Annotated in this window: 10 protein-coding genes; 4 read left to right on the forward strand and 6 right to left on the reverse strand. The window is 44.0% G+C overall.

All coding sequences use genetic code 11. From position 1 onward, the window contains the following. Positions 1-165: 165 nt before the first annotated feature. Both QL886_RS08010 and QL886_RS08015 read right to left on the reverse strand, forming a co-directional pair. Complete coding sequence (locus QL886_RS08010) at positions 166-1,614, reverse strand: acyl-CoA desaturase (RefSeq protein WP_290178288.1); 1,449 nt, start codon at positions 1,612-1,614, stop codon at positions 166-168. Between the two features lie 158 nt (positions 1,615-1,772). Next, complete coding sequence (locus QL886_RS08015; protein ID WP_290178289.1) at positions 1,773-2,975, reverse strand: 2Fe-2S iron-sulfur cluster-binding protein; 1,203 nt, start codon at positions 2,973-2,975, stop codon at positions 1,773-1,775. Positions 2,976-3,426: 451 nt separating this feature from the next. Between QL886_RS08015 and ettA the strand changes: the two genes are divergently transcribed. Continuing rightward, positions 3,427-5,088, forward strand: a complete 1,662-nt coding sequence (ettA, locus tag QL886_RS08020) for an energy-dependent translational throttle protein EttA (protein WP_057757965.1) — start codon at positions 3,427-3,429, stop codon at positions 5,086-5,088. 103 nt (positions 5,089-5,191) lie between these two features. On the opposite strand, the gene plsB is transcribed toward ettA, so the two are convergent. Further along, positions 5,192-8,014, reverse strand: coding sequence for a glycerol-3-phosphate 1-O-acyltransferase PlsB (gene plsB, locus QL886_RS08025; protein ID WP_290178290.1), 2,823 nt, complete (start codon positions 8,012-8,014; stop codon positions 5,192-5,194). 247 nt (positions 8,015-8,261) lie between these two features. On the opposite strand from plsB, the gene ybaK reads away from it, so the two are divergent. Together ybaK and QL886_RS08035 are read left to right on the forward strand one after the other, a co-directional pair. Further along, positions 8,262-8,750 (forward strand): Cys-tRNA(Pro) deacylase, encoded by a 489-nt coding sequence (gene ybaK / locus QL886_RS08030; protein ID WP_290178291.1) that lies wholly within the window; start codon positions 8,262-8,264, stop codon positions 8,748-8,750. Positions 8,751-8,954: 204 nt separating this feature from the next. Then, positions 8,955-9,329, forward strand: coding sequence for a 5-carboxymethyl-2-hydroxymuconate Delta-isomerase (locus QL886_RS08035; protein WP_290178292.1), 375 nt, complete (start codon positions 8,955-8,957; stop codon positions 9,327-9,329). Positions 9,330-9,441: 112 nt separating this feature from the next. Here QL886_RS08035 and QL886_RS08040 read toward each other — a convergent pair whose 3' ends face one another. Beyond that, positions 9,442-9,912 carry a hypothetical protein gene (locus QL886_RS08040; protein ID WP_290178293.1) on the reverse strand — a complete coding sequence of 157 codons (471 nt, stop codon included), beginning with the start codon at positions 9,910-9,912 and terminating at the stop codon, positions 9,442-9,444. 122 nt (positions 9,913-10,034) lie between these two features. After that, entirely contained in the window at positions 10,035-11,855 is a 1,821-nt protein-coding gene (locus QL886_RS08045; protein WP_290178294.1) for an acyl-CoA dehydrogenase C-terminal domain-containing protein, read from the reverse strand. 382 nt (positions 11,856-12,237) lie between these two features. On the opposite strand from QL886_RS08045, the gene QL886_RS08050 reads away from it, so the two are divergent. Further along, entirely contained in the window at positions 12,238-13,359 is a 1,122-nt protein-coding gene (locus QL886_RS08050) for an FUSC family protein (protein WP_290178295.1), read from the forward strand. Positions 13,360-13,391: 32 nt separating this feature from the next. On the opposite strand, the gene aroE is transcribed toward QL886_RS08050, so the two are convergent. Then, on the reverse strand, positions 13,392-14,255 hold the full coding sequence (gene aroE / locus QL886_RS08055; protein ID WP_290178296.1) for a shikimate dehydrogenase: 864 nt from the start codon (positions 14,253-14,255) through the stop codon (positions 13,392-13,394). Positions 14,256-14,493 lie beyond the last annotated feature (238 nt).

Genomic DNA, 14,493 nt, shown 5'->3' on the forward strand with positions numbered 1-14,493 from the left:
TAGTAATTAAATATTTTGTTAATTTAATAGTGCCAGTTTAGTATGTAGTTTTGACGCTCAATTATCTAGACACTTACCGTAATGGTAGATAGGACGACTGTTAATGTCATCTATGTCTCTTGTCCTACCTTATCATGCCCGTATCTAGTTGCAAATCTGAATATGTCACCATGCATAGGATATGGCTTTACGAACGACTGGAGGCAAAAAGCGAGTGAAACCACCAGTATTCTCTATCGCCAACTTATCTTCTAAATCGGCCGCTGACCTATCATCTTTATGAGTAGTACTATCTGCATTTTTCGTTGACTGTACATAGGCTTGCCATTCTTTTTCACTAGGTTTGCTAAAGTGATAAATACGTCCCAGTACTTGCTTGAGTTGTGTGCCAAAGCGGCCAGTGTTGTAGGTTAAACCATACTTACGGCATATGGCCTGTACCTGCGGTGCAATCTTTGCATAGTGGCCAGCTGGCATATCAGGAAATATATGATGCTCAATTTGATGAGACAAGTTACCTGTCAAAAGATGGAACCATTTGCTGCCTTTGATATTGCTAGAGCCAAGGATTTGGCGTACATACCAGTCGCCTTTACTTTCATTGGCATCGAGATGGGTATAGATATGCGCTTGCTCAGTGAAATGCCCGCAAAAAATCACTGCCCACGTCCATAGATTTCGGACAGTGTTGGCAGTCATGTTGCCGCTCAGCGTACTAAAGGCGCTACGACGACCTAGCGCCATCGCTACCACAGACGGCAGTGCAATATAGTCTTTGCCTATTTGTCGTCCAATTTTGGCAAATAACGCGCGAGACTTTTGCTGCATGATTTTGTGCAGATCAGGGGAGTCAGCGTATTCATCTGCACTGATTTGGATGTCATGAAAGGCTACCGCCCATTCAAATCCAAATGCCAGTACCGCTGTACTAAACATATTGTAGCGATCTTCTGGCGTCCAAGGCTGCTCATCAGTCACTCGAATCAAGTGATAGCCTACGTCATGATCACGGCCTACAATATTGGTAAAAGTATGATGTAGATAATTATGTGAGTGTTGCCATAATGGAGCAGGGCAGACAATATCCCAGTCGAATTTTTGACTATTAAGGTGCGGGTGTTGCATCCAGTCATATTGACCATGCATAACGTTATGACCCAGCTCCATATTGTTCAATATTTTGCTAAAGCTAAGTAAAGACGTACCTAGTAGCCAAGTAGCGACCAGACTGCGTTTCGATGGTATACGCCCAGCCGCTGCAAGTAGACCACGGGCAATAACTTCACTATATACCACGGTGGCATATATCCGCTGTATGTAGCGTGCATCCTTACTGCCTAGCGAGTCCATGACGCTTTTATACAGGGCATTGAGCTCTACGGCTAAAGCATCACTTTGAGGCTTTGATAGAGGGGCATCAGTTACTGTTGGGTAGCGAGTCCGTGTTGACGTGTCTGACTGATCGCTATCATTGATTGGTTCATCATTAAGCTGCGAGTACGGCGTTTTCGGCGTCAAAGGCAGAGGCGCGTTTTTTGCTAGTTGTGCATCGGACAGTGGCGTCAGGATGAGCACAGCAGATTGTGTTGTAGTAACGGGTGGTAATAAGCGCATAAATAAATCCTTAACCGAAACGGCATGAATAAGCAGCACTGCATCCGGTTTGATAAGTTATCTGAGTTTTAGCCTATAAAGTGAAGTTTGTCTTTTATTTCTTATAGGTTGTTTGGTATATGCTTTCTATTGAGCCAGTCGTTCTATTAAACCATTCATTAAACATCGAGTACTACATCAGTCAGGGCAATGTTGATGCAAGTCTGAATAGACTCGTAACCATCACCACTCACATTCCCTGTCTGGACGTTTTTGACCACGCCGCTGACTTTATTACAGCGGCACAATTGGCAAATACCTTGCCGGCAACCATGTGCTAGCCGTACATCTGCATTCTCAGCAGCAACCAGTATGATCGTGTCACTGCTAAACTGTCGCTGCCGTGACCGCAAATAGACAGTGTGTTCTTCTACAGGTATCGTCTTATCGAATGTTTGATTACTACTATTATCGACATTAGTTAGGGTATTACCAAAGTTCTCTACTATGATGTTATCGTGCAGCTGTTTGTCTGTAGCTAAAGTTATCTCTGCGGCAGCTTTATATAAGTCAGTTAACAACGCTTGTGAACCGCAGGCAAATATCTGCGTATCTGCTAGAGGTAAGTTTAGTGATAGCAGGCTCTCTGCACTTAAATATCGTGTGCCAGCCAAATAGGTAGTCGGATCTTCAGTATGGATTAGATGATAAGTGAAGTCTAGATATGCATCGTTCAGCTGTTGCCACTGATGTTGCAGCTTGGATGAAACAGTCCGGCTGTAATGTAATAGCCTCACCTGATGTCCACTACTCAGGGCTTGAGTGATAAGTCCGAGCATAGGCGTGATACCGCTACCACCAGCAATAAATAGCAAAGGAATAGGTTTGTCATTCTCTGATATCTGCTGCCTTAGTATTGAGGTTTGTTCCAAAGTAAATTGACCAAGTGGCAGGCTTGTATCAACGACGCTAGCCAGTGGCATTTGCTTGGTTAGATAGTCAGATATCAATCCTTGCGGTTTAATCGCGATAGTTACCGTATGACGTTGGTCTGCCGTATAGCTCTCGGTAGTATCGTCGAGCCACCAGAGTGGTTGATGCGCCAAGCCTACTATTGAGTAACTACGCTGATAATAAACTCCATCAATACAAACGCGCAAATCAAGATATTGACCGCCTTGCCAACCACCCATCATCTCAGAAGTCTGCTGTTTAAAGGCTCTATTGCTCTCAAATCGAAGTGCTATCAAATCATCACTTAACGTATAGCGTGCGATCAGGCGTAACTTAGGAGTCGTCAATGACCAAAACGGATGTAAGCGCGCTCCGATAAAATCGACAAACGCACGTTGAATAATTTCAGGGCGATAGCCGTTGGTCATATTATCAGTACCTGTATGATTGCTATGAAAGTGAGTAATGTAACGCGTACAAATTCAGCTTATAGTTCATTTTGACAATCGAACACAAAATTGAGCCAATAGACCTTGTTAAGCCACACTAACATGCTAACGGCTATTGATTAAATTTGCGAAAGTTTTGATGCTATTTTTTGTGGTCTTTATAAAACGCTAATGAATCAAAATGTTAAGTTAGTTCATTAAGATAAGACTCCTTGAGTTACTTTTCCAACGCGTGTTTTATAGCTAAAGGCCATAGCCTGCTGCCAAAAACAGTAAAACAACTGGTAAAACAACCTGTCAGCTTGCAGGGTATGCGCCACAATGCGATAATGACCTATAATTTGTAACCCTGATTTTGAGGTACGGCACGCTTGGCATCATCGCTGAGTTGCATTTGCTGTTCTCTTCTATGCAGTCTATCGGAGTGTTAATGGCTCAATATATTTACACGATGAACAACGTGTCAAAACTTGTTCCCCCTAAGCGTGAAATCCTAAAAAATATCAACCTATCGTTTTTCCCTGGTGCCAAAATTGGTGTTTTGGGTATCAACGGTTCAGGTAAATCAACCTTGCTACGTATCATGGCAGGCGTGGATACTGAGTTTAGTGGTGAAGCACGCGCGCAGGCAGGTACCAAAGTTGGCTATCTGCCACAGGAACCACAGCTAGATGACAGCAAAGACGTTCGTGGTAATGTCGAAGACGGTATGCGCGAAGCACTAGATGCGCTAGCACGTCTAGATGCTATCTATGCTGAATACGCAGAGCCTGATGCTGATTTTGATAAGCTTGCTGAAGAGCAAGGCAAGATGGAAGATATCATCCAGTCTTGGGATGCGCACAACTTAAACAACCAGCTAGAAAAAGCAGCCGATGCGCTACGTCTGCCACCATGGGATGCGGACGTTAGCAAACTGTCAGGTGGTGAGAAACGCCGTGTGGCACTATGCCGTCTGCTATTGTCGCGCCCTGACATGCTATTACTCGACGAACCGACCAACCATTTGGACGCCGAGTCTGTTGCATGGCTAGAGCAGTTTTTGCAGAACTATAGCGGTACTATCGTTGCTATTACCCATGATCGCTATTTCTTGGATAATGTTGCTCAGTGGATCTTGGAGCTTGACCGTGGCCATGGTTATCCGTACGAAGGCAACTATACTGAGTGGCTAGAGCAAAAGAACACGCGTCTAGAGCAGCAGAACAAGCAAGAAGAGTCATTTGCCAAAGCGCTGAAAAAAGAGCTTGAGTGGATTCGTAAGAACCAAAAAGGCCAACAGGCCAAGTCAAAATCTCGTGTACAGCGTTTTGAAGAGTTGAACTCGACTGAGTTCCAAAAACGTAATGAGACCTCTGAGATTTATATTCCACCTGGTCCACGTTTGGGTAACAAGGTTATTGAGATCAATGACATCTCTAAATCATTCGGCGATCGTCTGCTGTATGAAAACCTAAGCTTTAACGTACCAGCTGGTGGTATCGTTGGTATTATCGGTCCCAATGGTGCGGGTAAAACCACGCTGTTTAACATGATTACTGAGCGCGATACGCCAGATACAGGTTCAGTCGATTTGGGTGAAAGTGTTAAAGTTGCCTATGTCGGTCAGGTACGTGATCATCTAGATGATAACAAAACTGTATGGGAAGAAGTTTCTGACGGCCTTGATATCATTACTGTTGGCGACTATACCACGCCAAGCCGTGCCTATATCGGACGTTTTAACTTCAAAGGCTCAGATCAGCAAAAACACGTCGGTCAATTATCAGGTGGTGAGCGTAACCGTCTGCAGTTAGCGAAGACGCTAAAGCAAGGCGCAAACGTATTGCTCCTTGATGAACCATCAAACGATTTGGATATCGAGACCTTACGTGCACTGGAGGATGCGATTCAAGTATTCCCAGGTACAGTAATGGTCGTATCGCATGATCGCTGGTTCCTTGATCGTATCGCGACTCATATCTTGGCATTCGAAGAAGAGGGCCCAGTCTGGTTCGACGGTAACTACACTGAGTTTGAAGCGTATCGTAAAAAGACAATGGGTGATGATGCCAGTCCTAAGCGTGCCAAGTATAAGAAAATTACCAACTAATACGGCTGTTTAGTATAGTCCAATCCTAAAAAAAGACCGCTAATCGTTAGCGGTCTTTTTTTGTTTAGCGTAAAATTTCAAAGGGTGTGGGTAGTTGTTAAAATTAACGCTTACGCCCAAACTTACGCTGTTTTTTATTACTAATCTCAGTAATGGCGTGAGTGATTTCTTCTTCATCCAAACTAGCGACTTGCTGCAAGATTTGCATCATATCAGGCGTTAGTACGTACTTAGCATGATGAGCGATGTCATTAATACGATGATCGAAAGTCAATATGCCTGTTTCATCGTCTTTTTGTAGATAGTCAAGACGAGTCAATGCACTGATAAAGCTAGTGAACAGGGCACGGTCAAAGAAGTCAGGAATATCATCTGCATAGAGCACAGACAAACGTTGCCCGAGCAGGTGACATAGGTCAACAACTTCATTTTCAGTTAAATTACCAGAGCCTTGCTGAGCAAGTAGGGCAAGCGTCATAAAGTAACGCTCAAGGCTTTGTCCAACTGGAGTCGCCAGTACTTGTAGCTGCTGATAGTGCTTACTATTAGACTCAGGAACGCTGAGCGTATCATCACCTAAGTCAACGATGAGCCCATGAGATAGTAGATTATCAACTTTCTTATTGAGCGTATCAGCCAAGCCATGTGCTGGATAATATAAGAATAGCTCACTTTGTAAGAACGGATATAGCTGTTCAGCGATACTATCGAGACGGCTGCGTTTGATACGTCCATTGCGTGCGACTAGCGCAGACAGGAACGACAGCAGGATAAAGACATGCAAAATGTTGTTACGGAAGTAGCTGAGTAATGCTGCTTGCTTACCTGCGACCTGAATGATATCGCCCAAGATATGCGGCGTACGCTCAATAAGTTTTAACTTGATACCATAATCAATGATTTGCTGCGGCGTCATATCAGTGATAACTGTATCCTCTGAGTAGACCAGCTGCTGAGCCAGACCTTGATACAAAGCGATTTGCTCACGGCAGATGTTTTCATCCAATGCAGCTTTCGGTGCCGATAGTAAAACTAATGACAATAGCGATACAGGGGTGACGACTGCAGCTTTATTGATATGCTGCATGACTTTCACACCGATGTTATCAACCATGGCGCTGGTCTTTTCATCGAGCGGCGAGTCAGTACGATCAGATGGCAAACTATTAGCTGGCACATCGAACTTTGTCCTAAAATCGCTAAGGTGCAATGGCGTACCAAAGCTCAAGTGCACATTACCAAAGATACGCTCGATTTTACGACCAACTTTGAGCAGCCCGATTAAAGACTCTGACTCTTTTGGCTTACCCTTTAGCTCGCCGACATACGTGCCGCCTTCCATAATGCGCTCATAACCAATATAAGTTGGAATAAATACCACAGGCTTATTGGTTTGGCGTAATTGGCTATGCACAGTCATCGCTAGCATACCCATTTTCGGCGGTAGCAGGCGACCTGAACGTGAGCGACCACCTTCGATGAAGTATTCAATCGGGGTGTTACGCGTGATAAGGGTATGCATATATTCGCGTAGTACAGCGGTATATAGCGCGTTACCACGGAAGCTACGACGAATATAAAAAGCAACGGCACCGCGTAATAGTGGGCCTAATACAGGTACATCTAAGTTATCACCTGCTGCCACATAAGGGATACTCAGGCCACGTTTGTAGATGACATAAGATAGTAATAGATAGTCGACATGGCTGCGATGACAAGGCACATAAATCAGCTCATAATCGGTCGCAAGGTCACGTACTCGCTCGAAGTGATGGACTTCTACGCCGTCATATAACTGCGTCCACAACCATGTTAGGAATTTATAAAAACCACGGATGATAGAATGAGAGTAGTCATTGACCATCTCATTAGCATAGCCTCTGGCCTGACTGCGAGCTTCTCGAACGCTGGTCCCTTTTTCGGCCGCTTCCATTTCAATCGCATGTTTGATAGCTGGCGAGTACACCAGTTTGTCTACCAAGTTGCGTCTATCTGATAGATCTGGGCCAAGCATACTGGCGCGCTGTTTATCTAAATAAAGCGACAATTGCTGCTGTAACATACGAACCAGTTCACGATTACTATCAGCCGATGCGACTAGCGCATAGCTTGGTGTCTGCTCAGCGTCAGCTGCGGTATCATTGTTAGTGGCCGTTGACTCTATATCGAGTGAATCCGTCGCGGTTAAATCTGCTTTCAGAGCATCTGTAGCGACTGAGTCAAAGGTAGCAGGTCCTTCCACATCGCCTTTGAGATTGTCATTGATAATGGTACGTAAGTCTTGCGGTGGGTGAAACTGTACGAAAGTATCGCGGCCCATTACTCCAATATTAAATAGTTGCTTGGTGATACTAGGATCTTGCCAGTTGTCAGCAGTCAGTAGCTTAAATAACGAATCTTCTTTTTCAGGTGCGCGTCCCCACAGAATCGATACGGGCACTAGACGTACCTTTAGCTCCGGATATTGCAATATAGCAGATACTAAGCGAGAAAGGCGAGGAGACAATTGGCTGTCTTTGGCACTTGGGTGATTCAAAAATATGATGGCCGCATTTTCTTTAATATTATGAGCGGCATCATTTACCCCAACCAGTGCTGGTGGCAAGTTGTGCTCTTGCGTTTGCAAGTCAATCAGAATACTGTTTGAACGAGAATAGTCCTGTAGTACATAAAACCGTAGCGTCTGATCATCATTGTCGAACTCAGGTAGCTCGCCTAATAGCTTAGGTTTTACGGCGATATCGAGCATCTGACCTGACAGCTTACGATACAGCTGATTGATCGGTGCATTAGAATAAGGCTTAGTAGCGATTGCATTGCCATCAGTTTCGGCAGTGCTATAAGTCGCGACGCCATCAGTTTTAGCAGTGCCATCAGTCGCGACCGGCGCTTTAAAAATCCGTTTTTTTAGGAACTTCGGTATCATAATCAGTATCAAAAATAGTCAAATATGTTGCGCTTATGATGCCATAAAAGCCACCAAAGCGATATATAGTGTCTGTATATACTACCAATATTAATACGGTTTGGTTACGCTGTAGTGAGTGACCAATTATACAAAATGCTCAAACATTTGAAAGTTCATATATTTAGCGTAATAATATATTTTTATCACCGATGACTCATAAATATAGCGTCTATTTCTCTATCTCATTTTACTAAGCTTAAAACTTATGACTCCAGCTATCGATCTTGCCAAAAAACGTAACCTTGATTACCAAGTACACGAATACACTCACGACAGCAATGCCGCATCGTTTGGCTTAGAAGCCGCAGAAAAACTCGGCGTAGCGGTGACACAAGTGTTCAAAACTTTAGTAGTGACTACCGATACTGGTGTGCTCGCTGTGGCGATATTACCAGTCAACAAAACGCTTAATTTTAAAAAAATGGCAAAGGCGCTATCTTCTAATAAATTGCTATCCTGCAAGAAAGTACAGATGGCTGACCCCAAACAAGTAGAGCGCAGCACGGGCTATGTGTTGGGCGGTGTTAGTCCACTGGGTCAAAAAAAACGACTAAAAACCGTGATAGATAGCACAGCTCAAGATCAGGCCACTGTCTATGTGAGTGGGGGTCGCCGCGGTCTTGAGATTGAATTGCCGCCTGCACAGTTGGCCGCGATGCTTGATGCTTGCTTTAGTGATATCACTGATGAATAAAAGATCCTACGGTGGCTATAATCTGCCTATTATAAATTCGCCATATCGATAATTTCGCTAGGCATATTTATGAGTAATCTATACTGGGTTCGCTTGTATTGAAGATATTTTGGCGCAAGATTGTTGTAGATTGACCATAGCGATAAGGCGTAGACTTGTACGCCAGCTTATCTATTATTTTTATCTACATTTAAGGACATGCTCATGCCACATTTAACCATTCAAGTGACACCCAACGTCAGTATCGCTCATGAAGAATCATTGCTCAAATCGCTAAACAAAGCATTGTGGGATAGTGGCCAGTTCAAGCAACCTGCTGATATCAAAGCCCGCATTGTACCTATTGATTCATTTCTAGTAGGTGTTGAAGATGATGAACAGGCCAATGGGTTTATTTATGCTCACCTAAAGCTGATGAGTGGGCGTGATATGGCCACTCGTGACCAGTTGGCTGAACTGTTGGTCGCTACTATCGAGGAAAAAATAGGCGCAGAGCAGTCAGGGCGTGCGGCATTGCAGATATGTGTAGAAGTTGAAGAGATAAGTGCGGTGTATCATAAGAAAATGCTTGGTAGTTAATAGCGCCTACCTTTTTAAAAACTGTCTTTTAAAAAGCTGTTTGGTTGAAAAAGCGACTGCTTAAAAAGGTGACTGCTCGTAGGCTAAAGTTACCAACCTTAAATGATTACAATCATTTGCATAAAGGCTGACTGGCATACGTTGGTAGTATCATTAGTTCAACATTGTAGCCCGCAATTTTGCCTTCGGTAGCCATAAGATTGCGGGCGATACGCAATCGATATGTGCCCGTCGCAGGTAAGCAGCCTTGATAGACGATACCACCTTTACCGCCATCTTGTATACCGTTCGGCATATGTAATACGCCGACATTGGCAGTCTCAGATGTTCCCGCAAATGGGGTAATATTTATCACGGCATACTGTCCATTTGTAGCGTCAAAACGATACCAGCGTTCATTGTCATTGGGATTTAATTTACCAGTGATGACGCTACTAATAGCACCTTTTGAAAAATGAAGAGGGATGTCGTTATTTTTAGCAGTCGCACTATTTGCAGCGATACTTGCTAGTACAGTGCTAATTACCAATGTTTGCATACAGCGTGTGGCTACAGAAGTGGATTTATAATCAATCAGTCGCATAGCTTGCTCCTAAATCTGCTAGTTGCTGTGGATTCTGTATAAGCAGATTTCCAGTTAAGCACAAAAAAGCGCCTAAATGATAGGCGCTTTTTTATTGATTATCGATGCAGTTTTAGTCAATTTTAATCTAAGAAAGCAAAGTGATCGATTTCCATCGATGTCATGCTTTCGCTTGGTGCAACCATCGCTTCTGCGTGACCAGAAGTACGCGGTAGCAACTTATCAAAGTAGAATTCCGCAGTCTGAATTTTTGCTTTGTAGAATTCTGGTGCTTCTGTGCCGCCATTTTCTAGCTTTTCATAAGCGACCGCTGCCATGCGAGCCCAATGATAACCCATCATTACGTAGCCTGAGTACATTAGGAAGTCCTCTGACGCTGCTGAGATGATTTCACGATCTTTACGTGCCATCAGCATCAAGCGTACCGTCAAGGTATTCCACTCAGCACATAGTTTGGTCAGTGCCCAAACGAATTTACGCATTTCTTTATCGAGTGCGTACTCGCCACACCATTTCATGATGCTAGAGGTATAGTCACGGATAATCTTACCTTTAGACTGTAAGATAACCTTACGACCTAGTAGATCAAGTGCTTGTACGCCAGTAGTCCCTTCGTACATCGTCGCAATACGAGCATCACGAGCGATCATCTCCATGCCCCATTCTTTGATGTAGCCGTGACCACCATAGACTTGCTGACCATGCTTGGCAGCTTCGATACCTAGCTCAGTTAAGAAGCCTTTTAGAATTGGCGTATAGAAGCCCAATTTGTCATCCCATTTTTCGAACTCTTCATCATCGCCATTGACAATACCTTGTGCCATTTTGTCGGCATAACGTGCTGAATGATAAATCATTGAGCGACCGCCTTCAGCAAAGGCTTTTTGCGTCAGTAGCATACGGCGTACGTCGGCATGATGGATAATAGCATCAGCTACTTTTTCAGGATCTTTAGTACCAGATAGCGTACGCATAGAACGACGCTCTTTGGCATATGGCAGTGCATTTTGGAAAGACAACTCAGTATGCGCCAGACCTTGGATACCAGTACCGATACGAGCCGTGTTCATGAATGTGAACATGGCTTTTAGGCCTTTATGCGGTTCGCCAATCAAGTAGCCGACTGCGCCGTCAAAGTTCAATACACATGTCGAAGATGCGCTGATGCCCATTTTGTGCTCAATTGAACCACAAACTACGGCATTGCGCTCGCCAGCTTCACCTTCAGCATTCGGCGTGAATTTTGGTACGATAAATAGTGATATACCGCGCGTGCCTTCTGGTGCATTTGGTAGGCGTGCTAGGACGATATGGACGATGTTATCTGTTAAGTCATGCTCACCGCTTGAGATAAAGATTTTGGTACCGCTGATTTTATAGGTACCGTCATCTTGTGGAATGGCTTTCGATTTAACTTGACCCAAATCCGTACCACACTGTGGCTCAGTCAGACACATGGTACCTGCCCATGAGCCTTCGACCAACTTAGGTAAATACAGTGCTTTTTGCTCGTCAGTACCGTACTGAAGCAATGTGTTGATACAACCTGTTGATAGACCAGGATACATCGACCATGACCAGTTAGCAGTACCGATCATCTCAGCTTTAATAAGGTTGATTGACGTTGGTAGATTCATACCACCGAATTCTTCAGGGTATGAGATACCTTGCCAGCCGCCTTCTACAAACTGGTCATAAGCCTCTTTGAAGCCCTTTGGCGTGGTCACGACGCCATCTTCAAAATGACAGCCTTCTTCACCACCTGATTGATAGAGCGGGGCAATGACGTTTTCAGCAAAATCAGCCATACCTTGTAGAATCATATCTACAGTTTCAGGATCAGCGTTTTCGCCGTTGTCTAAGCTTTTATAATGCGTCTGATAGTCAAATACATCATTAATCAAAAATTTGATATCACGTAAGGGGGCTTTGTAAGTTAACATAATCGCTCTCTTTGGTTAGTTCGCTATCATAGACTTATGGCGCAATATTTGAGTCACAACTTATGTAAGCGATATTTACTTATTTTAGATGAGCTAGACGTTATATTAGTCATCAAGTGAATTATTAGTGGACAGCTTTCTAGTGTATTAGTTATTAGAACGTCTTTAGTAGCAGACAGCTGTTATAGCGTTGATATGATTATAAATCTTCTACAGCGACAAATATACAACTAATAACTATTATTCATGATTAATTATGTTATTAATTCATTTTAGTTTGTATAGGTAAATTGTATCTTCGCTTGAAATTATTCTATAAAGGGCTATGTAGACTCATCTAAATTCAAAGACAAATGGACTTATCAAATAGGAGAAGCCATTTATGAGCACCTCAAAAAAGCAACAGCGAGCCTCTTGGTTGAGCACATTGTTAACTCGTATTAAGGGGTTAATCGATGGTGAGCTGAATCATTTACTCACAGTCAATCGTAGCCATCGACCATGGCATATGCCAGTCATCGCGGCGATTGCGATTAGCTTTCCAGTGTTTGTAGGGGCTTATTTTGGTGACTTGTCTTCAGGTATCAAAGCATCGCTAGGCTCAATGATTATTTTAAACCTACCATTTGCAGGCGGGCTACCACATCGGCTAGTGACAGTTATGGCTTGGGGGTTTGCGATGATACTGAGCTTTGCACTGGGTCTGATCGCGCAGCTATTACCAGTACTTCGGCTGCCTGTGTTTATGCTGATTGGTATTAGCGTAGTGATGCTAGGTCGTTACTATCGGCAACCACCACCCGCAGGATTGTTTGTGTTGATGGCGGGTGCGATTGCATTGTTTATCCCTGTACCGATTGATCAAGTGCTCTCAGCGATAGGGCTTGTGATATTGGGTAGTGGCTCCTCGATGTTGCTGGCGCTACTCTATAGTTTGTTCTTATTGGCGACGCGTCCTGTTGCTTCTGTACCTGTCTATGACTATCAGCCTGATATGATTAGCGATAGTCTTATCGTGGTAAGTTTCGTCAGTTTGGCGTTGGTCGTTGCCGTTCTGTTAGAGCTGCCTTATCCATACTGGGCAGCGATGAGCTGCTTTATTATCATCCAAGGTATGCAGCTACGAACCATGTGGATCAAACAGTTGCATCGATTATTAGGTACATTGGCTGGCATGGGCGTGGCAGGTTGGATGCTGTCTTGGGGACTATCAGGATGGGGCATCGCTATCGCGATATTATGTATGATGTTTTTGATTGAGTCATTTGTGGATCGGCATTATGGACTGGCGGTGATATTTATCACGCCGCTGACGATATTTATCGCTGAGTATGGTAGTACGATGTCAGTGCCACCAGTCGCTGGAGACGTTATCCAAGCGCGTATGATTGATACGGCGCTCGGCTGCGTGATTGGATTGAGCGGTGGTCTGGCGATACACTCTACGCGATTGCGTGTACCGCTACGCCGTTTTGAAAATTGGCTGTTACTACGTTTTAGTTAATAGGGTAGAGCTTTACAAAGATTTCTCTTTGATCAACTGTCTTTATTTAGCGCTGTTGTCGCTTGTGCGACATCGATAGTATGCCTAGTCCAACGCTCAAAGCTTAAAGCGGCTTGACCGATAAGCATACCGTAGCCTTCAGAGGTCTGTGCGCCGCGAGCGGCAAAATGCTGTAAAAATGGTAGCGGACGACCATACATAATGTCGTAAGCGTACTGACAGTTTAGAGTATCATCCAGCGGCAACGTATCACCTGACAAGCCAATCGAGGTGGCATTAATGATAATGTCAAAAGAGCCACTGAGTTCATTGGTCGCGCAAACCTCGATGTTTTGGTTATCGATTATTGAGCTGGCCGCGCTTAGCTCATTTACCAAATCGGCTGCCTTAGACACGGTGCGATTGGCAATCGTGAGAGAGCCAATACCCGCTTCAAATAATGGCAATATTACGCCACGAGCGGCACCGCCTGCACCTATTAGCGCCACACGAGCATCGGTCAGTGGCCAGTCCATACTCATAATGTGATTGATAAGTCCTTGTCCATCCGTGTTATCACCATAGAGTGCTTCGGTGATTGGTACGCCGCTTTCTAATAGTGCTTTGTTCAACAGTAATGTATTGACCGCGCCTGCCGTCTTGGCATGTTCTGATAAGCCACCACGCGCCGCACAGCAATCATAAGCAACTTGTTTAAAAGGAACTGTCACGTTAGCTCCCACACCGCCACCACAAAAAAATGCCTCAACGACAGCTGTAAAACTGGCGGCATCATCAGGGCAGTACTGACGCTGATAGCTAATATCAATCCCTGCTTGGATAGCAAACTGCTCATGAATCTCAGGAGATTTACTATGGGCAATTGGATTGCCAATAACGATAAAGTGTTGGGTCATAAATAATCCGCTGGCTAAAAAATAAAAATACTATCAAAGAAGCAATAAGTGGCGCTCAATCATCATAAGGGATAACGCTATGATTGACAAACCAAGAGGCTATTACCAATCGGTTATTAAAAAGTGACAGCGTTAGTCAGAGGCTGCCTTATCGCTTTTGAAAATAAATTCTGACATTGAGGCAAGCATATACAAAACACGCGCAAGTAGTTTTGTACTTTCTATCAAAGAAAAGACT

Source organism: Psychrobacter sp. APC 3281, assembly GCF_030407815.1.
Taxonomy (GTDB): Bacteria; Pseudomonadota; Gammaproteobacteria; order Pseudomonadales; family Moraxellaceae; genus Psychrobacter.